At 63.7% G+C, this 19,583-nt stretch carries 20 protein-coding genes and 1 tRNA gene; 9 read left to right on the top strand and 12 right to left on the bottom strand.

The features are described 5' to 3' along the window. Positions 1-22 precede the first annotated feature (22 nt). Positions 23-373, top strand: coding sequence for a DUF6614 family protein (locus GC127_RS16205; RefSeq protein ID WP_008282400.1), 351 nt, complete (start codon positions 23-25; stop codon positions 371-373). An 84-nt stretch (positions 374-457) separates the two neighbouring features. Here the strand turns inward: GC127_RS16205 and GC127_RS16200 are convergent, their stop codons facing one another. Further along, positions 458-1,495: a polysaccharide biosynthesis/export family protein gene (locus tag GC127_RS16200; protein WP_232279239.1), complete on the bottom strand. Its 1,038-nt coding sequence runs from the start codon at positions 1,493-1,495 to the stop codon at positions 458-460. A gap of 180 nt (positions 1,496-1,675) precedes the next feature. Here GC127_RS16200 and GC127_RS16195 point away from each other — a divergent pair, with 180 nt between their 5' ends. The 3 genes from GC127_RS16195 (at position 1,676) to GC127_RS16185 (ending at position 5,203) form a co-directional block, all read left to right on the top strand. Beyond that, positions 1,676-2,524: an NAD(P)-dependent oxidoreductase gene (locus tag GC127_RS16195; protein ID WP_151979012.1), complete on the top strand. Its 849-nt coding sequence runs from the start codon at positions 1,676-1,678 to the stop codon at positions 2,522-2,524. Next, positions 2,521-3,156, top strand: a complete 636-nt coding sequence (locus GC127_RS16190) for a sugar transferase (RefSeq protein ID WP_008282404.1) — start codon at positions 2,521-2,523, stop codon at positions 3,154-3,156. The genes GC127_RS16195 and GC127_RS16190 overlap by 4 nt, the downstream gene beginning before the upstream one ends. 169 nt (positions 3,157-3,325) lie before the next feature. Then, positions 3,326-5,203: a nucleoside-diphosphate sugar epimerase/dehydratase gene (locus tag GC127_RS16185; RefSeq protein ID WP_151979011.1), complete on the top strand. Its 1,878-nt coding sequence runs from the start codon at positions 3,326-3,328 to the stop codon at positions 5,201-5,203. Between the two features lie 3 nt (positions 5,204-5,206). On the opposite strand, the gene GC127_RS16180 is transcribed toward GC127_RS16185, so the two are convergent. The 6 genes from GC127_RS16180 to prfA all read right to left on the bottom strand — a co-directional run bounded on the left by GC127_RS16180 (position 5,207) and on the right by prfA (position 11,581). After that, a complete protein-coding gene (locus tag GC127_RS16180) occupies positions 5,207-6,676 on the bottom strand; it encodes a carboxypeptidase M32 (RefSeq protein WP_151979010.1) in 1,470 nt (489 codons plus the stop codon). 2 nt (positions 6,677-6,678) lie between these two features. Further along, the gene (gene ctaA, locus GC127_RS16175) at positions 6,679-7,821 is read right to left on the bottom strand and encodes a heme A synthase (protein WP_151979009.1); all 1,143 of its coding nucleotides are present in this window, start codon (positions 7,819-7,821) and stop codon (positions 6,679-6,681) included. 56 nt (positions 7,822-7,877) lie between these two features. Continuing rightward, positions 7,878-8,621, bottom strand: coding sequence for an RNA methyltransferase (locus GC127_RS16170; protein WP_008282408.1), 744 nt, complete (start codon positions 8,619-8,621; stop codon positions 7,878-7,880). Positions 8,622-8,733: 112 nt separating this feature from the next. Further along, the gene (locus tag GC127_RS16165) at positions 8,734-9,474 is read right to left on the bottom strand and encodes a DUF4167 domain-containing protein (protein WP_151979008.1); all 741 of its coding nucleotides are present in this window, start codon (positions 9,472-9,474) and stop codon (positions 8,734-8,736) included. A 206-nt stretch (positions 9,475-9,680) separates the two neighbouring features. Continuing rightward, positions 9,681-10,538 (bottom strand): peptide chain release factor N(5)-glutamine methyltransferase, encoded by an 858-nt coding sequence (gene prmC / locus GC127_RS16160; RefSeq protein WP_151979007.1) that lies wholly within the window; start codon positions 10,536-10,538, stop codon positions 9,681-9,683. Then, positions 10,535-11,581 carry a peptide chain release factor 1 gene (gene prfA / locus GC127_RS16155; RefSeq protein WP_151979006.1) on the bottom strand — a complete coding sequence of 349 codons (1,047 nt, stop codon included), beginning with the start codon at positions 11,579-11,581 and terminating at the stop codon, positions 10,535-10,537. The genes prmC and prfA overlap by 4 nt, the downstream gene beginning before the upstream one ends. A gap of 66 nt (positions 11,582-11,647) precedes the next feature. Between prfA and GC127_RS16150 the strand changes: the two genes are divergently transcribed. Beyond that, a complete protein-coding gene (locus GC127_RS16150; protein ID WP_151979005.1) occupies positions 11,648-11,935 on the top strand; it encodes a hypothetical protein in 288 nt (95 codons plus the stop codon). On the opposite strand, the gene GC127_RS16145 is transcribed toward GC127_RS16150, so the two are convergent. From GC127_RS16145 to GC127_RS16135, 3 genes are read right to left on the bottom strand one after another with little or no spacing between them, the layout of a single operon-like run. Then, positions 11,867-12,271: a DUF1499 domain-containing protein gene (locus GC127_RS16145; protein WP_081506479.1), complete on the bottom strand. Its 405-nt coding sequence runs from the start codon at positions 12,269-12,271 to the stop codon at positions 11,867-11,869. The genes GC127_RS16150 and GC127_RS16145 overlap by 69 nt on opposite strands. Positions 12,272-12,290: 19 nt before the next feature. Beyond that, positions 12,291-12,686 (bottom strand): cell division protein ZapA, encoded by a 396-nt coding sequence (locus GC127_RS16140; protein WP_008282414.1) that lies wholly within the window; start codon positions 12,684-12,686, stop codon positions 12,291-12,293. Next, on the bottom strand, positions 12,679-13,194 hold the full coding sequence (locus GC127_RS16135) for a hypothetical protein (protein WP_008282415.1): 516 nt from the start codon (positions 13,192-13,194) through the stop codon (positions 12,679-12,681). Before GC127_RS16135 ends, GC127_RS16140 begins: the two co-directional genes overlap by 8 nt. A gap of 213 nt (positions 13,195-13,407) precedes the next feature. Here GC127_RS16135 and tkt point away from each other — a divergent pair, with 213 nt between their 5' ends. Then, entirely contained in the window at positions 13,408-15,423 is a 2,016-nt protein-coding gene (gene tkt / locus GC127_RS16130) for a transketolase (protein WP_151979004.1), read from the top strand. Positions 15,424-15,740: 317 nt separating this feature from the next. Beyond that, on the top strand, positions 15,741-16,994 hold the full coding sequence (locus GC127_RS16125) for a DNA polymerase IV (RefSeq protein ID WP_081506482.1): 1,254 nt from the start codon (positions 15,741-15,743) through the stop codon (positions 16,992-16,994). A 62-nt stretch (positions 16,995-17,056) separates the two neighbouring features. Here GC127_RS16125 and GC127_RS16120 read toward each other — a convergent pair whose 3' ends face one another. Beyond that, complete coding sequence (locus GC127_RS16120) at positions 17,057-17,920, bottom strand: N-formylglutamate amidohydrolase (protein ID WP_008282419.1); 864 nt, start codon at positions 17,918-17,920, stop codon at positions 17,057-17,059. 144 nt (positions 17,921-18,064) lie between these two features. Between GC127_RS16120 and GC127_RS16115 the strand changes: the two genes are divergently transcribed. Both GC127_RS16115 and ykgO read left to right on the top strand, forming a co-directional pair. After that, positions 18,065-18,139: transfer RNA gene (locus GC127_RS16115), tRNA-Val, on the top strand. 77 nt (positions 18,140-18,216) lie between these two features. After that, positions 18,217-18,342 carry a type B 50S ribosomal protein L36 gene (gene ykgO / locus GC127_RS16110; protein WP_008282420.1) on the top strand — a complete coding sequence of 42 codons (126 nt, stop codon included), beginning with the start codon at positions 18,217-18,219 and terminating at the stop codon, positions 18,340-18,342. A 354-nt stretch (positions 18,343-18,696) separates the two neighbouring features. Here the strand turns inward: ykgO and dapD are convergent, their stop codons facing one another. Next, on the bottom strand, positions 18,697-19,524 hold the full coding sequence (dapD, locus tag GC127_RS16105; RefSeq protein ID WP_008282421.1) for a 2,3,4,5-tetrahydropyridine-2,6-dicarboxylate N-succinyltransferase: 828 nt from the start codon (positions 19,522-19,524) through the stop codon (positions 18,697-18,699). Between the last annotated feature and the right edge of the window lie 59 nt (positions 19,525-19,583).

Here is a 19,583-nt window from a genome sequence, read left to right as displayed (position 1 = left end):
TGCTTGCACAGGATGCTTGGGAATGAACCTTTATTGCTGCATGATCGACCTCAAGCAGGATGCCAAGGCGCTGGCCTTTGCCGCAGCACTGGACGCGTGGCTTACGCATCTCCACAGCCACGGCACCATCGGGCGCTGGCGCCTTTGCCGCCGCAAACTCAATCTTGCCGCCGATGCCTATGGTGATTTCCTGCTTGAAATCGAGGTTGAGGATCTGGCCCAGCTTGACCGCGCCTTTCGCCTCACCGGGGCGCAGGATGAAACAACGACCGTGCTGCATGACCGCGTGCATGCCCAGATCGCACAGTCCCGGTTTGCGCTCTACCGCCCTTTCCCCGATGCGGAAGGGGCCGAACGCATGTCCCTTATCTGACGCAGGCGATCATCTGGCTTGAAATACCTCAGGTGGTCCGGGGGACAGCGTCCCCCGCCTGCGCACCGGTGTTAGGCGCGCGCCTTAATTCGCGACGTTATTCGCGGTCGAGGCAAAGCCAACCACCGTCCCAAAGAGACCAAGAATGGTCTGGACGCGCGTGACCGGCGATTCGGTGGCCAGCAGCGTATCGCCCGGATTGATATGGAACTGGCGCGCCGCAAACAGACCATCCGCATTGGTGAAATCCAGCGAGAAAATCACCTGACGCAGCTCAGGGCCGGGCTTGTCGGGGTTGATGTGCTGCGGCTCATACTCGCGCAGCACCAAAAGACCCTTGGGATCGGCCCGCGCAGCGCTCAAGCCACCCATGGCTGATACCGCCTCCATCGCCGTAATCCGCTCCTCCTCAAAGGGAATCACCTTCTGGCTGCCAGCGGCCCCCAGCACGTTGAAGGTGCGGTCATCCTCGGTCACAACGATCTGATCACCGCCCTGGACCAGCGCGTTGCGCGCCGGCTCGGCATAGAGCGTCTCAGCCCGCGTCTCAAACACCTGACCGCCGCGTTGCAGGATCACCAGCGGGTTATTCATCGTCGGCGCGATACCGCCCGCACTGGCCAAGACACTCAGAATACGGGTGTTGCGTGACAAAAGCGGATAGTTCCCCGGTGCCGCCACGCCCCCCACAACATCCACAGCATTGTTGCGGCCCGGCTCTACGGTCAACTGCACCTGCGCTGATGGCGCGATTTCCAGCAACCGCGTTTGCAACGTGGCGCGCGCCTCCGACTCGGTCATGCCACGCAGCGCAACTTCGCCAATATAGGGCATGAACACAGTGCCCGAAGACGAGACCGTCAATCCCTCAATCGGCGTCGAGCGCGATGCTTCGCTCGCCAGCAAGGAGTTTTCCTGATTGTCCCAGATCACCACAGCCAGCCTGTCACCCGTCTGGATGATCGACGAATCCGGCCCGCGGCTGGCGGACAGCCAGTTATAGCTGCCCTTCCATCCCGACGCCGGCCAGAGCGCCAACGCCGGAGTCGACCGGCGTGTAACCTCAACCACCTGAAATGTCGGCACCTTGTTGTCTTTCTCGGCCAGAACCTCGCTTTGCAAGGCGGCTCCTCGGGGCAGACTGCATGCCGCCAACGCGGCAAACATCATGATTCCGAGGATAACCCTGATTTTGCGCGTCACTCTCCGACTCCCCGGTCCCTCTGGCATTGCATCGGTTCCTACCCCGGTCCGACCGTGCTAGACAATCGGAATCTGCCCTCGAACGTCAGGCACCACCCTATGTTGGCCGAAATATGCCACGATGAATCCATGCTGATCACCGGTTCTACCGGCCGCATCGGCACGCTGCTGCGCAAGGCTTGGCAGGGCCCGGCAGGCCCGCGCCCGCTATGGTTGGCGCGTCGCGGCCCAGCGGATATCCTGTGGTCGCCGGGGGAGGCGCTGCCATCCGTGCTGCCCCGCTGCGACACTGTGATTGCCCTTTGGGGCCAAATTTCAGGCACATCCGAGGATCTTGCCGCCAATGTGACCCTCGTGCATCACGGCGCGAGCTTGGCCCGGGCCTGCGGTGCCCGGCGGATGCTGCATCTCTCCTCCGCTGCGGTCTACGGCCCAGGCACAGCCCTGACCGAGGATACGCCCCCCCGCCCCGCCAACGCCTATGGCTATGCCAAGCTGGCGATGGAAGAGGCGGTGCGCGCGCTGCCCTCGGACGAGACGCGCCATTGCTGCTTGCGACTGGCCAATGTCGTGGGGGCCGACAGCCTCGCCCCGGCCCTGCGCGCGGGCAAGGGCCCTGTGCGGCTTGACCGCTTCGCCGATGGCACCGGCCCCCTGCGCAGCTATATCGCGCCCGGTGACCTTGCACAGGTGCTCTACGCCTTGGCTCAGCTGCCGCCAGACCGTTTGCCCACGCGGCTTAATGTGACCGCGCCAGTGCCCGTGACCATGGAAAGCCTTGTGCGCGCTGCCGACCGGCCCCTCATCTGGCAAGAGGCCCCGGAAAACGCCGTGCAGGCCGTTACCCTTGATGGCAGCTCTCTTGCCGGTTTGCTTCCCTTTCTGTATCTGAAAGACACAGCACGCGCGATGCTCGACGATTGGCACAGCTTGGAGATGGCAGCATGAATCCGGCTAAACGGGCCTTTGACGTGGGATTAGCCCTGCTGTTGATCGTGCTGCTGTCACCGGTCATGCTTGTGATCGCTTTGCTGATTGCGGTCTGCGACGGACGGCCCGTGTTCTATCTCTCGGAACGGATGAAGACGCCCGACACCGCGTTTTGCCTCTGGAAATTCCGCACGATGCGCGTGGTGGAAAACGATGCAGGCGTCTCCAGCGGCTATAAACAGCACCGCGTAACCCCTCTTGGACGCCGCCTGCGCGCCACCCGTCTCGATGAACTGCCGCAATTGCTCAACGTCTTGCGCGGCGACATGAGCTTTGTCGGCCCCCGCCCGCCGCTGCGCTGCTATGTCGAAAGCTGCCCTGAAATCTACGCCCGCGTGCTGGAAAAACGCCCCGGCGTTACGGGGCTCGCCACTCTTGTTTATCACCGCACCGAAGAAAAGCTGCTCTTGGCCTGCAGCTGCCACGAAAGCGGCGAGAGCACCTATGTCACCCGCTGCATCCCGCGCAAGGCCCGCCTCGACCTGATCTGGGCCCGCCACCAAAGCCTTTGTTACGATATCCGACTGATTTACCAAACTGTGATTCGTGTGTTCTCACGACGGCGAAGCTACCGCGTTAAGCGGGGCTGACCCCAAGAGCCACCCAACATCTTTTGCACATTTTTTGATCCAATCGGCTAAAACTTGCTCAGAAGTAGCGCATCTCTTTTCAAATCGCGATGAATCGGCATTCCTTAAGCCGCCGTGAATGCCTACAAACAGTTTGATTTCAATGTGCTTGATATCAGGGGATCGTGCCGTGCTTTACAAAACCGTCACCTCACTGAAACAGGGCCAGAAACAGGCGTTTTTCCTGACGCTAGACATGCTGATTGTCGTGCTGTCTTACGGCTTCTCTATGGTTCTGTTTCTGGGGCCCTCTGCCCTGTCGAGCAATCTCAGCGCCGCCTCCAACGATCTCTTTGCGATGATGTGCATCGCAGCCGCGCTCGCCACCTATTTCGGCCTGCACAAGGTCAAGCTGAAATCCTACGAAATGCAGGGCATGCTCAGCTCTGGCTGGGTGGCGCTGGCCATCACCGCCAGCGGGCTTGCGTTTTCCGCCTTAGACCCAGACGTCACACCCCCCGCCACGGTCTATATCGTCTGTGGCATGATGTTTCTTATCCTGTCCGTCACCTCTCGACTGGCGCTGCGCATCGCGCTTCTTCGAATCTACCGCAACGGCAACCGGCGCCTGCGCGTGCTGATCTATGGCGCTGGCCAGACTGGCCAACAGCTGGCCACGGCCCTTGCCACCGATGATGCCGTGTTGCCCATGGCCTTTGTGGATGACGAACCGCGCCTGCAATCCCTGACCATCGCCGGGCTCAAAGTGCATAAATCCGAGGATTTGCCCGAACTGGTCAAACGCTATGACATTCAGCGCGTGATCCTCGCCATGCCCAGCGCCCCGCCCGCCAAACGCACCCTGCTGACGCGGCGCATTGCCGAACATGGGGTCGAGGTGCACGCCCTGCCCTCCTTTGCCGACCTGATCTCGAACGACGCCCATAGCCTCTATCAAAGCCGCCCGGTCGATCTGAACGAGCTTCTTGGTCGTGACGGCCTGGCAGACAAACTGCCGGGGTCGCGCGACAGCTACAAAGGGCGCTGCATCCTTGTCACGGGCGCAGGCGGCTCTATCGGCTCAGAACTGTGCCGCCAACTTATCGCCTATGAGCCTGCGCATCTCATCCTTCTTGACCACGCCGAACACGCCCTGTTCGAAATCGAGCGCGAATTGCGCAGCCTTGCACCTTTGATGCGGATTTCCCCCGTTCTGGGCTCGGTCTGCGAAAAATCCCTCGTCAACGTGCTCATGCAATCGCGCAAGGTGGAAATCGTGCTGCACGCCGCCGCCTATAAACATGTGCCCATGGTCGAATCAAACGCCATCGAGGGGATGCGCAACAACGTCATCGGCACGCGCACCGTGGCACAGGCAGCGCGGGACGCAGGCGTTGAACGCTTCATCCTCGTCTCCACCGACAAGGCTGTGCGCCCGGTCAGTGTGATGGGCGCATCCAAGCGCTTTGCCGAAATGATCGTGCAGGATCTCGCCACCCGCACCAGCACCACACGCTTTTCCATGGTTCGGTTTGGCAATGTGCTGGGCTCGTCCGGCTCTGTCATCCCGCTTTTTGCCGAACAGATCGCGCGCGGTGGGCCGGTCACGCTGACCCATGCCGATGTCACCCGCTATTTCATGACCATCCCCGAGGCCGCGCGCCTCGTGCTCTTGGCCGGCTCTTTTGCCCGAGGCGGCGATGTCTTCGTGCTCGATATGGGCAAACCCATCGCCGTGCGCGATGTGGCCCGCAAGATGATCGAAGGCTCCGGCCTGACGGTGTGTGATGCTGACAACCCCGATGGCGACATCGAGATCGAGATCACCGGTCTGCGCCCCGGCGAAAAGCTCTACGAGGAACTGCTGATCGGCTCTGACATGCTGACCACACCCCACCCCAAGATCTTGCGCGCCCAAGAGGGGCATCTGTCGGAAATCGAACTTGCCAAGGCGCTGAAATCCCTGTCCGAAGCGATCGAGACCCGCGATGTCGCCCTCTTGCGCAGCGTGTTGGCGCAATGGATCGAACAGATCGAAGACCGCCCCGACGCCACGGTCAATCAATAAGCCTCAGCCCGCCAAATCGCCAAACTTCCGGTCGAGATAATCCAGAAGCGGCCCCGCCGTCGGGGCCGCGCCACAGGCCCGCGCAATCACCTCTGCTGGCTCGAATAGCCCGCCATGCCGCTGCACCGCGCCGCGCAACCATGTCGTCGCTTCGGCCAACTCCCCCCGCGCCAATTGCGCGCCAAGCCCCGGCACCGCGGCTTGCAACGCCTCAAAAAGACACCCGGCATAAAGATTGCCAAGGCTATAGGTCGGGAAATAGCCAAACAGCCCCACCGACCAATGCACATCCTGCAATACGCCATGCGACGCGCAATCCACCGCATATCCGAAATCGGCGGCAAAGCGGTCATTCCACGCCGCCTCAAGATCGGCCACGCTCAGATCCCCCGCGATCAAGGCCCGCTCCAGATCATAGCGCAACATGACATGCAGATTGTATTGCACCTCATCTGCCTCGGTCCGGATATAGCCACGATGCACCCGGTTCACGGCGCGATAGAATGTCTCTTCATCGGCAATGCCAAAATCGCCGAACCCATCGCGCATCCGCCCATAAAGCCAGCCACAGAATGCCCGGCTGCGCCCCAATTGGTTCTCATAAATCCGGCTCTGGCTTTCATGCACCCCCATCGACACACCCTGCCCAAGAGGTGTCAGGCGATAGGCCGGATCAATGCCCTGCTCATAGCAGGCATGCCCCACCTCGTGGATGGTGGAATAAAAACAGTTGAACGGGTCCGCCTCGCTTACCCGCGTGGTGATGCGCACATCGTCGCCACTGCCCGAACTGAACGGATGCACCGCCAGATCCAGCCGCCCCCGGCTTAGATCATAGCCAAACACCTGCGCCAGATCCTGCGACAGCGCCAATTGCACGTCGCGGTCAAACCGCCCTTCCAGCTTAGGCCATTCCACCGCCAGCGCCGCGCCGCGCAGCGCCACCAACCGGGGCCGCATCTCGGCAAACATCGCATCAAGCTTGGCCGCGCTCATCCCCGGCTCGTAATCCTCAAGCAGCGCATCATAAAGCGTGCCGCCCGCCGACAACGCCGCCGCTTCCTCGCGCTTGAGCCGCACCACCTCGGCCAGCACAGGCGCAAAGGCGGCATAGTCATCCGCCGCCCGCGCCTCGGCCCATTGCCCCTGTGCCCGGCTTGTCAGCCGCGCCAGCGCCACGGCCAGATCCCCCGGCACCTTGACCGCCCGCTCATAATCGCGCCGGATATGGCGCAACTGCGCCCGCGCCACAGGCTCGGTCGCCTGCCCCTCTGCCTCTGCCAGCACATCGCCCCGCGCCGGGTCCACCCGCCGCGCATGCAATACCGCCTGCATCGCACCTGATTCCTCGGCCCGCTGATCGGCGGCCCCGCGCGGCATCATGGTTTCCTGATCCCAGCCCAGCCGCCCGGCCACCTGCGCCAGCGCCTGCGTTTCGCGCTCGCGCGCCATCAGATCGTCATAGGCGCTCATGCTCAGGTTCCCCGAATGGATGTGGCGCGCGGATACTGGCTCAGGAACCGCGCCCGCAGGATCAACACCCAAAGGATGACCGCCACGAATTGATGCGCAATCGCCAAGTGCCACGGCGCGATATAAAGCACCGTCATGATGCCCAAAGCGATCTGGAACAAAAGCACGGCAAAGACAGCGTTGAACGCGCCCCGCGTGCGCTCATGCGCGCTCTTGCGCCCGCGCAACCAAACCACCACGGCAAAGGCGAGCAACAGATAGCCGCTCATCCGGTGAATGAACTGCACCGTCCCGGCGTTCTCAAAGAGGTTCCGCCACCAGGGCTGCAATTCCATCATATCAGGCGGCAAAAAGCCCCCCGCCATCAGTGGCCAATCGGTATAGCTGCGCCCGGCATCAATCCCCGCCACCAGCGCCCCCAGCAGGATTTGCAGGAATGCGAAATGCATCAGCCCCGTCGACAGGCTATAGAGCTTCGCCTCACGCCCCCGCCGCGCCTGCATCAACTCGCGCTCCTCGCGCCCAAGCAGAAAGACGAACCACGCGATGACGCCAAGGATGACAAAGGCCAGCCCCAGATGCGTTGCCAACCGGTAAGAGGCCACCGCCACCATCTCGCCCGTCAGACCAGAGGATACCATCCACCAGCCGATGGCCCCCTGCGTGCCGCCCAGCGCACCCAATAGCAGCAAACGCCCGCTCCACCCATTCGGGATCTGCCGCGCGATGAGAAAGCCGAAAAAGCCCAAGGCCCAGACCAGCCCGATCAAACGGCCCAATTGCCGGTGCCCCCATTCCCACCAATAGATGAATTGAAACTCCGCTAGGGTCATGCCCTTGTTGACCAACTCATATTGCGGAATGGCGCGGTATTTGTCGAATTCCTCCATCCAATGCGCCTCGGACATCGGCGGCAGCGCGCCCGTCACCGGCTTCCATTCGGTGATGCTAAGGCCGCTGTCAGTCAGCCGCGTCAACCCCCCCACCGCGATCATCACAACAACCAGCGCAAAAAGCACCATCAGCCAGACCCGGATCGCCCCCCGCGCGCCCCGACGGCCCGCGTCGATCATGCCGCCCTGCGGCACGGGCTTTACCGCCTCGGCCTGACCCACCTCTTCGAAAATGCTGCGTTTTCCGCTCATCCCTCAGCCTCTTTTCCCTTGGCACCAGGCAACACTAGGGCTCAGCCCACCGTGCTTCAACCGCGCGCCTTCCAGCGGACCATCTGCCGCATCACACCGTGCAGGGTCTGCACATCGGCGCGCGTCATCGGCATCCGGCTCCACATATTGCGCAGGTTGGTTTTCATACTCTCGACCTTGTGCTCGGGAAAGAAAAAACCGGCCTCCTCCAGCCGCTCCTCATAATGCGCGGCCAGCGCCTCAACCTCGACCTGCGCGGCCCAGTCGGTCTTGGCCAGATCAACCCGCTCAGGCACCACCTGCCCCGCCGCGCGCTGCCATTCATAGGCCATCAAAAGCACGCATTGCCCCAGATTAAGGCTGGCAAACTCCGGGTTCACCGGCACATTGATGATCGCATTGGCGCGGGCGATATCGTCGTTTTCCAACCCGGCGCGCTCGGGGCCAAAAAGCACCGCCACTTTTTCCCCAGCCGCAATTTTTTCCGCCGCCACCACCATGGCGCGCTCGGGGCTCAATACCGGCTTGGTCAGCCCCCGCGCCCGCGCCGTCGTGGCCAGCACATAGGTGCAATCCCCCACCGCTGCGGCCGTATCCGCAACCAACAGCGCCTCATCCAAAAGCCGCCCCGCCCCGCTTGCCATGGCATCGGCCTTGGGGTTGGGCCACCCATCGCGCGGCGCAACAAGCCGCATCCGGTCCAGACCGAAATTCCACATCGCCCGCGCCGCCGCCCCGATATTCTCGCCCATCTGCGGACGCACGAGCACAAAGGCGGGTTGGGGTCGGTCGCTCGGCATAGGCACTCTCACTCCGGTGTCATGCAAGGGGGCCCGCCACCGGCAAGCCCCCTCTTTCATCGTTCTTCAAATACTCATCTCGCACCGCGCCCCAAGGGGGCACCGGATCGGATCACTCGGCCGCCTTGGTCGCAACCTCGCCGCCCGCATCGCCATTGGTCCCATTGCCTTCGGCTTTGGGGGCACGCTTGGCGCGTGGCTTGCGCGGGCGCTTGGCGGCAGCTTCCGGGGCCGGAGCCTCGGGCGCCGGGGCATCTGTCCCGCTTGCCTCTGGCACCGGGGCCTCCGCGCGCGGCTCTGGGGCAACAGCCCCAGCACCTGCATCGCCTGCGCGATCCTGTCCACGCCGCGGACCGCGGTCCGCCGAATGCGCCCGGCGGCGCGACGGTTCGGGCTGCGGCTTGCTTTCGGGCGTCTCGACCAGACCGATGTCGCGCTCGTCATAGCTGCCGATCACATCAGGCTGCGCTTGGGCTGCGGGATCCTGCGACACGGGCTGTTCGCCCTCGTCGCTCTCACGCCCACCTGACCGCTCGGGGCGGTCGCGGTCGCGATCCTGTTGACGATCACGGTTGAAGCGCTCTTGCTCCTCGCGCCGCGCGTCCTGTTCCTTCTGCGCCTCGCTCAGCAGGCGCAGGTAATGTTCTGCATGCTGCTGGAAATTCTCGGTCGCAACCCGGTCACCCGCCAATTGCGCATCGCGCGCCAACTGGTTGTATTTCTCAATGATCTGCTGCGGTGTGCCGCGCACCTTGCCCTCTGGGCCGGAGCTGTCAAACACGCGATTGACAACGTTCCCGACGGTTCGATTGCGGTTCGGCTTGTTCCGCTGACGTGACTTCGATGATCTCATATGGTGCTGTCCAGCCCTGATGCTCAAAATGTTCGCTTGACCCGATGGGCGCCCCTTGCGCCGAATGAAACCGGATCGGACATGTTCTGGCTTGGTGTCAAGCGGGACCGCCCGATTGGGCATCCTCCGTCGTGACTGCTCCCCAATAAGCACGCGCCGCCCGACCATACAAGAGCAAAGCGGAAAATTTCCGCAAATCTCGCCAATTATGGCTCATTTCTGCGTGAGGTCCCCGGCCAAACCCCGCAGACCACCCGGTCGCGCCCTTCCAGATCGGGCCGGATCGTCACCGCGTCGAATCCCGCCGCACACAGCAGATCGGCCACCGCCGGCCCCTGTTTCCACCCGATTTCAACCATCAGACGCCCACCGGGGCTCAGATGCGCCCCCGCCCCCGCCGCAATCGCCCGATAGGCGGTCAGCCCATCCGCCTCATCGGTCAGCGCCCCGCGCGGATCGTGCTCGCGTACTTCGGGCATCAACCCCGCCATTTCCGCCGCCGCGATATAGGGCGGGTTCGACACGATCAGATCAAACACCCCGGCCACCCGCGCAAACCAATCCGAACGGCTCAGCGTCAAGCGACCCGCCACCCCATGCCGCGCCGCGTTGCGCGTGGCCACGTCAAGGGCGGCATCGGACACATCCGTGGCCACGCCCCGCGCGTCCGGCCATTCCGCCAAAAGCGTCACCGCCAGAATGCCACTGCCCGTGCCAAGATCAAGCAAAGTCAATGGCTTGGGTCCAGCAAGCGCCTCGGCGATCAGGCATTCCGTTTCCGGGCGTGGATCAAGAACATCCGCTGTAACCTCGAACTCCCGCCCCCAGAACACCCGCCGCCCAAGGATCTTGGCCACAGGTTCGCGCGCCGCCCTCCGGGCAATCATGGCCTCGAACCGCGCCAAGGCCGCCGCGTCCAGATCCTCCCCCAGATGCAGCGTCAGACGGTCACGGGCCAGGCCCACCGCGCCCGCCAAAAGCGCCCGCGCATCGCCCGCAGCCCCCTCGATCCCCTCGGCCTCCAGCCGTCGCACGGCGCTTACCAGGGCGTCGCGCAGGATCACGACATCTCAGCCAGCAGGCTGGCCTGTGCATCCGCTGTCAGCGCGTCGATCACCTCGTCCAGATCACCGCCAAGAACCTGCTCCAGCTTGTAAAGCGTCAGGTTGATGCGGTGATCGGTCATCCGCCCTTGGGGGAAATTATAGGTGCGAATCCGCTCTGACCGATCGCCGCTGCCCACCTGCGCCGCCCGATTGGCAGAGCGTTCGCTGTCCACGCGATTGCGCTCCAGATCGTAAAGCCGGGTCTTCAACACCTGCATCGCGATCTCGCGGTTGCGATGCTGCGATTTCTCGGAACTCGTGACCACGATGCCGGTGGGCAAATGCGTGATCCGCACCGCCGAATCGGTCGTGTTCACATGCTGCCCACCCGCGCCAGACGACCGCATCGTGTCGATCCGCAGGTCGTTGGCGTTGATCTGAATATCCACATCTTCCGCCTCGGGCAGCACCGCCACTGTCGCGGCAGAGGTATGAATACGCCCGCCGCTCTCGGTCTCGGGCACGCGCTGCACGCGGTGCACCCCCGATTCGAACTTGAGCCGGGCAAAAACGCCCTCACCGCCAATCCGCACCACCAATTCGCGGATACCGCCCAATTCGCTCTGCTGTTCCTCGATCACCTCAAAGGACCAGCCGCGCGCCTCGGCATAGCGCTGATACATCCGCATCAGGTCCGCCCCAAAGAGCGCCGCCTCCTCGCCCCCCGTGCCGGGCCGGATTTCGAGGATGGCAGGCCGCGCATCCGCCTCGTCGCGGGGCAAGAGCGCCAGTTGCAACCGCTGCTCCATCTCGGGCAACCGCGCCTCCAGCACCGCCACCTCTTCGCGCGCCAGATCGCGCATCTCGGGATCGGCCAGCATCGCCCGCGCACCGTCCAGATCGTTCACGGCCAGACGATAGGCCCGGATCTCTTCAACCACGGGCCGCAATTCGGAATATTCGCGGCCAAGGCGGGCAATATCGCCACCGCCCTGCATCATCTGCGCCTCGACATAGTCAAAGCGCTCCACGATCTGTTGCAATCTGTCCAAGGGTATCATGGGAATGATCCTCTGTCCCATCCTTGTGACTTGGTCAAGAGGTCTCACCTGTGCTAGAATTACGCCATGAAAGCGCTCCTGCCTCTTCTTCTGATCTGCGCCACCCCGGCGCTCGCCGATGCCACCATCGGGCGCAAAACGGTTGAATGCTACTGCACCGACAAAAGCGGCGCGCGCGTCGAGATGGGCGAGACGATCTGCCTTCATGTGGATGGCAATATGTTCATGGCGCAGTGCCAGATGTCGCTCAACGTGCCGATGTGGCGCAAGATCACGGATGGATGCCTATCCTCCCGCCTGCCCCAATCGCTGCAACCAGCCGTCGATTCGGGCGGCGTTGACGCCCAGATCTGACTTGCCAAAGCGCAGACGCCCGTAAATCTCCAACTGCGCGCCGCTCTGCCGCACCGTCGTATAATCCGGAAAGCCAAAGACCCGCGAGCGCGTGACATAGGTGATCATGCCCTGCGCCACATCCCCCGCCAACACTTGGGTGCGCGGCGTGGCGCGGATGATTGCATCAAGCGCCGCCAAATCGCCGCTGACCACCCGCACGGCCCCGCCGTCCAGATCACCGGGGGAAACGCTCTGCGGCATCCCGTGCCAGTGCTTTGGATCGGTCGGCGCAAGCCGCACATAGGCCGCGCCCGCGACCAGCGCCAAAAGCACCAGACCAAAGACGAGCTTCATCGCACCCCCTCAGCCAGCCTCACCCGGCCCGCGCCCCGTCCACGGTCTCGGCCAGTGCCTCGGCCCGCGCGGCGATCTCGGCCAAGGTCTCGACCACCTCATTGGGCACCACCGGCACCTCGATCCGCTGCGCCTCGGGCGCGGGTGCCGTGCGCATCTGGTCCAGCTCCGCCTCTTTCTCCGCCAACCGGTCCTCGGCCTCGCGCAGCTTGTCCTGCAAACCTGCGGTCTTGTCCGCCAGCATCAGACCCGCCATGAGCAACATGCGCGGCTCAGGAATGCGCCCGATCTGCGCCGCCAACACGGCGGCCTCCTCATCCAGCATCTTAGCTGCGGCATAGAGGTAATGCTCTTCGCCCGCCTGACAGGCCACCTCGAAATTGCGGCCCCCGATCTCGATTTGCACCTCAGGCATCCGATGTCTCCGTTTTCTCGTTCTGCGCCGCCGCCGGTTCCGCCTCGGCAATCACCTGCCCCAAGGCCGCCAGCACCGCCTCGACCTCGCCCCGATCCGCACCCCGCGCGGCGCGCAGCCCCTCCAACTCGGCCATCATCGCCTTGTTGATCAGATGCGGCTCAGACACGCCCGCCACCTGCGCCTCGCGCAGCGTCTGATTGTTGTCGCGCAGCTGTTGATTGGCCTTGCGCAGCGCTTGCAGATCCGCATCAAGCTTGCGCAGGCTCTCAGACCGCGCGCCTTCCGCCGCCTCTAGCTTGGCATGCAGCACCTTGATCCGCTCTTGCAACTGCGCATTGGCCAGTTGCTCCTCGCCAAGCTGCTCGCGCAACCGGGCCAGCTCTTCGGGATCTGCTCCCGCGTCCGGCGCGGCACCTGTCGCAGCCACGGGCCGCCCCTCCAGCCCCTGCGCGATGCGGTCCAGCGCCGCCGTAATCCGTGCCTGTAACTCGTTTATCTGGCTCATCCTCGAGGGTCCTCGCTTGCTTGCCCGCGTGCCCCACGAATCGCACACCGGGCGGGTTTTGATCAAGTCTAATGAAAGGATCGGCGAAATGCGCCCCCAAACCCGCTCAATGCACCGCTTGCGCCGCCTCGTGCTTGAACTTCTGGACCGGGCTGGTATTCAACGCCCAGATAGACCCGTCAGACACCGCCCCATTCAAAGGATGCACGCCCCGTGGACATCGCCGCCCTCCGCTCCGCCAACCCCGATCATTGGAAAAAGGCCACCGCCATCCGCGCGCTGACCCTCGACGCCGTCGCCGCTGCCAATTCCGGCCATTCCGGCATGCCGATGGGCATGGCCGATGTCGCAACCGTGCTCTATGAAAAGCACCTGAAATTCGACCCCACCAATCCCAATTGGCCCGACCGTGACCGCTTTATCCTCTCGGCGGGGCATGGCTCGATGTTGCTCTATTCCCTGCTGCATCTGACCGGCTATGCCGATATGACGCTCGATGAAATCCGCAATTTCCGCCAATGGGGGGCCAAAACCGCAGGCCATCCCGAATATGGCCACGCCACCGGCATCGAGACCACGACCGGCCCGCTCGGTCAGGGCATTTCCAACGCCGTGGGCTTTGCCATGGCCGAAGAAATGCTGCGCGCCCGCTTTGGCGCGAAGCTGATGGATCACTTTACCTATGTCATCGCCGGTGACGGCTGCCTCATGGAGGGTGTCAGCCAAGAGGCCATCGGCCTTGCCGGTCGGCACCAGCTGTCGCGCCTCATCGTGCTGTGGGACAACAACAACATCACCATCGACGGCACCGTCGATCTTGCCGACCGCACCGATCAGGTCGCGCGCTTCCGCGCCTCCGGCTGGCATGTGCTGGAAATCGACGGGCATGACCCGGCGGCGATTGACGCAGCCTTGACCGAGGCCAAGACCACCGCAGAGCCTACGATGATCGCCTGCAAAACCCATATCGCCCTTGGTCACGCCGCGCAGGACACCTCCAAGGGGCATGGCGCGCTGACCAACCCAGACCAGCTTGCCGCCGCCAAAGAGGCCTATGGCTGGCCCTATGGCCCGTTTGAGATCCCCGCTGATGTCAAATCCGCATGGGAGGCCATCGGCCACCGTGGGGCCACCACCTATGCCGCATGGGCCAAGCGTCTGGCAGACACCTCGCCCGCGCGTCAGGCCGAGATTGCGCGCATCTTCAACCGCGACATGCCGGTGAAACTGGGCGCGCGCATCCGCGCCCTGAAAAAGCAGATCAGCGCCGAGGCCCCCAAAGTGGCCACCCGTCAAAGCTCTGAAATGGTGCTCGAGGTCGTGAACCCGATCCTTCAGGAAACCGTCGGCGGCTCTGCCGATCTCTCTGGCTCCAACAACACCCGCTCGGGCGATATGTCCGTGTTCGACGTGGACAACCGCAAGGGCCGCTACATTCATTGGGGCATCCGCGAACATGGCATGGCCGCCGCGATGAACGGCATGGCGCTGCATGGCGGCATCCGCCCCTATGGCGGCACCTTCATGTGCTTTACCGATTACGCCCGCCCCGCCATGCGTCTGGCCGCGCTGATGAAAATCCCCACCGTGTTCGTCATGACCCATGACAGCATCGGTCTGGGCGAGGATGGCCCGACCCACCAGCCCGTTGAGCATCTGGCGATCAGCCGCGCCACCCCCAACACCTGGGTCTTCCGCCCCTGCGATACGGTCGAGACCGCCGAAGCGTGGGAACTGGCGCTCACCTCCAAGGAAACGCCGTCGGTCCTGTCGCTTACCCGCCAAGGCCTGCCGACCCTGCGCCGCGAGCATAAGGCCAAGAACCTGACCGCCCAAGGCGCCTATGTGCTGGCCGATGCAACGGGCAAGCGTCAGGCGATCCTGATGGCCACCGGATCAGAGGTCGAGATTGCCATGAAGGCGCGCGACCTCTTGGAAGCCGAGGGTATCGGCACGCGCGTGGTCTCCATGCCCTGCTGGGAACTCTTCGAGGAACAAGACGACAGCTATCGCCGCCGCGTCCTGCCCGCAGGCCCGGTGCGCGTCGCCATCGAGGCCGCGATCCGCTTTGGCTGGGACCGCTGGCTCTACGGCGAGCGCGGCCGCCGCGAAAAGGGCGGCTTTGTCGGCATGCATGATTTCGGGGCATCCGCCCCTGCCCCCACACTCTACAAGGAATTCGGCATCACCGCCGAGGCCGTGGCGGACAAGGTCAAATCCCTGCTCTGAGCCGAGGGGATCGAACCCAACGACGAAGCCCGGATGCCCAGCATCCGGGCTTTCTCTTTTGGCAACGAGATACAGCGCTGTCCCTGAGCCCCGCGCGGAACAAGGCGCGGCACGCGCCGCCGCGCGGATCGCTGGGCCGTCCCGCGGCCTAGCGATTTTGAGAGGGGGCGCTATGCTGTGGGAGCACACGGACTTGGCGAGATAAAGTGGCGACCATGCCGTTGCTTCGCTAGTCCCCGGCCCAGCGCCCCGCGCACCTCTTCCACCACATCCCCCAACTTGCGCGCCCCCGCGCACAGCCCCTACACTCCCGCATCATGCCCAGCCTCTGCCGCGATTGCCTGACCCGATTCGACACCGCCCGCCGCTGCCCCGCTTGCGGCAGCCCCCGCATCGTGGCCCATCCCGAGCTTTTCGACCTCTCCATCGCCCATATGGATTGCGATGCCTTCTACGCCTCCGTCGAAAAACGCGACAACCCGGATCTTGCCGACAAGCCGCTCATCATCGGCGGCGGGCGGCGCGGCGTGGTCTCGACCGCCTGCTATATCGCCCGCATCAAGGGCGTGCGCTCTGCCATGCCGATGTTTCAGGCGCTCAAACTCTGCCCCGAGGCGGTGGTGATCAAACCCCGCATGCAGGTCTATGCCGAGGTCTCGCGCGCCATCCGCGCCATGATGCTCGATCTCACCCCCGCCGTGGAACCGCTCTCGCTTGACGAGGCGTTTCTCGATCTCACCGGCACCGCGCAATTGCATGGCGCACCGCCCGCCGTCGTGCTGGCCCAACTTATCAAACGGATGCGCGACGAGTTGGGCCTGACCGGTTCCATCGGCCTCAGCCATAACAAGTTTCTGGCCAAAATCGCCTCGGACCTCGACAAACCGCATGGCTTTGCGGTGATCGGCGCAGGCGAGACCGCCGATTTCCTGCGTGACCGCCCCGTCAGCCTGATCTGGGGCGTGGGCCAATCAACCCTCAAGGCGCTGAATGACGCAGGCATCCGCAGCTTTGCCGATCTCCTGCGATGGGACCGCCGCGATCTGCACGCACGCTTTGGCTCGATGGGCGACCGGCTCTGGCATCTGGCGCGCGGCCAGGACCGCCGCCGCGTCTCGGCCAATGCGCCGGTCAAATCCATCTCGAACGAGACAACCTTTTACGAGGACACGCGCGACCGCGACCTGCTTGATGGCCATATCTGGCGGCTGGCGGAAAAGGTGGCCGACCGCGCCAAGGCCCGCGCCCTCGCAGGCCGCGTCGTCACGCTCAAACTCAAGCGGGCCGATCACACGCTTCTCACCCGCCGCCATGCCCTGCGCGACGCAACCCAGCTTGCCGATACACTCTACCGCACCGCACGCGCGCTGATGGATCAGGTGCCCGACGGGGCCGCTTATCGGCTCATCGGCGTCGGGCTGTCAGACCTCGTGGAAGAGACCGCCGCCGACCGCTCCGGCGACTTACTCGATCCCCAAGCCACCCGCCGCGCCGGGGCCGAACGCGCCACCGATGCCATCCGCGCCAAATTCGGCCCAGATGCAATCGTCAAAGGGCGGGCGTTGCGATAGGCGGCGGGTGCCGATGCTTGCGATACGCGCATTAGCCGCGCGGCACCACAGGTGCCTGCCCTCTACTCCGCCGCCAAGGGCCGCGCCTCCGCGCGCCCGATCTCGGCGATCTCGCGGATCACGCCCGACAGCAGCGTCCGGAACGCTTCGAAATTGCCATTGGGCCGAATAAGCCGCTCATTCATATAAAGCGCGCGGTCAATCTCTACCTGCACCGCATGCCGCCCGCGCGCAGGGCGACCATAGGCCTGCGTGATATAGGCCCCGGCAAAAGGCGTGTTGCGCGTCACCACCAGACCCGCGCGGGCAAAGGCCGCCTCGATCCGCTCGACCACCGCGCCATCCGCCGCCGCCCCGAACCGATCCCCCAAAACGATCTCGGGCCGCCGCACGCCCCGCCGCGCCACCGCGTCCATCGCCTCATGCGGCATCGAATGACAATCAATCAGGATCGACTGCCCGAACATCAGATGCGCTTGATCCAACTGCCCTTGCAGCGCCGTGTGATAGGGCCGCCAATAGCTCTCGATCCGGTGCTCGGCCTCGGCCATGCTCAGCTTGCCCGCATAGATCGCCTGCCCATTCGCCACCACACGTGGAATGACCCCAAGACCAGAGGCCACACGCGGATTATGCCCCTGCCGCGCCACGCCCTCGATCAACGCCGGGTCCAATTCATCAGCGCTGCGGTTCAGATCGACATAGGCACGCGGTGCCCCCGCCTTGATCAAAGGTGCCCCATAGAGCGGGGCGCTGTCGAACAACTGATCGACAAAAGCATCCTCGGACGAGCGCACCGAATGCTCATTCAGCGTGGTGCGCCGCAGGAAGGTCCAGGGGTAATCCCGCCCACTATGGGGCGAGGCGAACACCACCGCCGTGGTGCGCCGTTCGGGATGCGTGAGGTGATAAGCGACCTTGGGCATTGATGTTCCTCTCTCAGGCGATAATAGACTGAAATTGAGCTTCTAAAAGCCCTTGATCCCCTCTCCGACTCCTTTTATAGACCACCGAACCGGCGCGGATTTCCGCGCCCCTCTTTTTGGGGCAGGCGATCGGCTGGCATTCATGGGCGATTAGCTCAGTGGTAGAGCACTTCGTTGACATCGAAGGGGTCACAAGTTCGAACCTTGTATCGCCCACCATGAATTCACTGTCCCGCCCACCGGGACGCCCGCAACCCCAGGCGCTGGCCCGCGCCGCGACAACCGAGGAGACGACCATGAAGGTTCGTAATTCGCTCCGCTCGCTCAAGAACCGGCATCGGGATTGCCGCGTCGTGCGCCGCAAAGGCCGCGTCTACGTGATCAACAAGACCCAGCCGCGTTTCAAAGCCCGTCAGGGCTGAGCCGCGATCAGCCTTTCGGCTGAAGGATCAAAACCCCGCCCAACCGGCGGGGTTTTTCTTTGGAGGATGGCTCTTTGCCTAGCTTGCCTCGCGAAACAAGCCGCGCTGTGCCCGTCCGCCGGGTGGGCGCAGCAACAGACGTGATTGGCACTTTATGCCTGAGAAGTCTTTCGCGTTTTCAATGAGATGGGCCGTTGCAAAAGCGCCCGCCCGTCACGCCAGAGGCGTGCCGAGAGAAAGCGGCGCACCTACGGTGCGACGGGGCGGACGGGCGCTGCGCGGCGGTGCCTGCGGCACTTTGATTCCGCGCAAAGAATATTTGGCGCAGAGGACACGCCCCTTGCGCCTGCCCTCTCAATCCCTCAGCAACTCGTTGATCCCGGTCTTGGAACGCGTCTGCGCGTCCACCCGCTTGACGATCACAGCACAGTATAGGTTGATGCCGTTCTTCGACGGCATGCTTCCTGCGACCACCACCGAATAGGGCGGCACTTCGCCATACATGACCTCGCCGGTCTCGCGGTCGACGATCTTGGTGGATTTCCCGATGAAAACCCCCATCCCCAGAACCGAACCCTCGCGCACGATACAGCCCTCGACCACCTCGGACCGCGCACCGATAAAGCAATTGTCCTCGATGATCGTCGGCCCCGCCTGCATCGGCTCCAATACGCCGCCAATGCCAACACCGCCGGAAAGATGCACGTTCTTACCAATCTGCGCGCAAGATCCCACCGTGGCCCAGGTATCCACCATCGTGCCACTGTCCACATAGGCCCCAAGATTGACAAAGGACGGCATCAAAACGACGCCCGGCGCGATATAGGCCGATTTGCGCACAACACAGTTGGGCACGGCCCGAAACCCAGCCTCACGCCACTCGGCATCGCCCCAGCCCTTGAACTTGCTGTCCACCTTGTCCCACCAGCCCGCGCCCTGCGGCCCGCCAGCGTGGATTTCCATATCCTTGATGCGGAACCCCAATAGCACCGCCTTCTTGGCCCATTGGTTCACATGCCATTGGCCATCCGCCTGCCGCTCCGCCACCCGCAAGCTACCGCTATCAAGCGCTGCCAGCGTGGCCTCGATCGCCTCGCGGGTCTCTCCGCCTGTTGCAGAGGTGATCGTGTCGCGCGCCTCCCAGGCGGCTTCGATTGCGGATTCTAGGGCTGCGTTTGACATGGGGCCTCCGGTTGCAATTGTCCCTCGCGGCTATAGCCAAATGCGCGCGCGCATACAAT

Origin of the sequence: Roseovarius sp. EC-HK134 (genome assembly GCF_902498815.1) — a bacterium.
In the GTDB taxonomy this organism is placed as follows: domain Bacteria; phylum Pseudomonadota; class Alphaproteobacteria; order Rhodobacterales; family Rhodobacteraceae; genus Roseovarius; species Roseovarius mucosus_A.
This window is presented reverse-complemented; position numbering and strand designations above follow the sequence as displayed.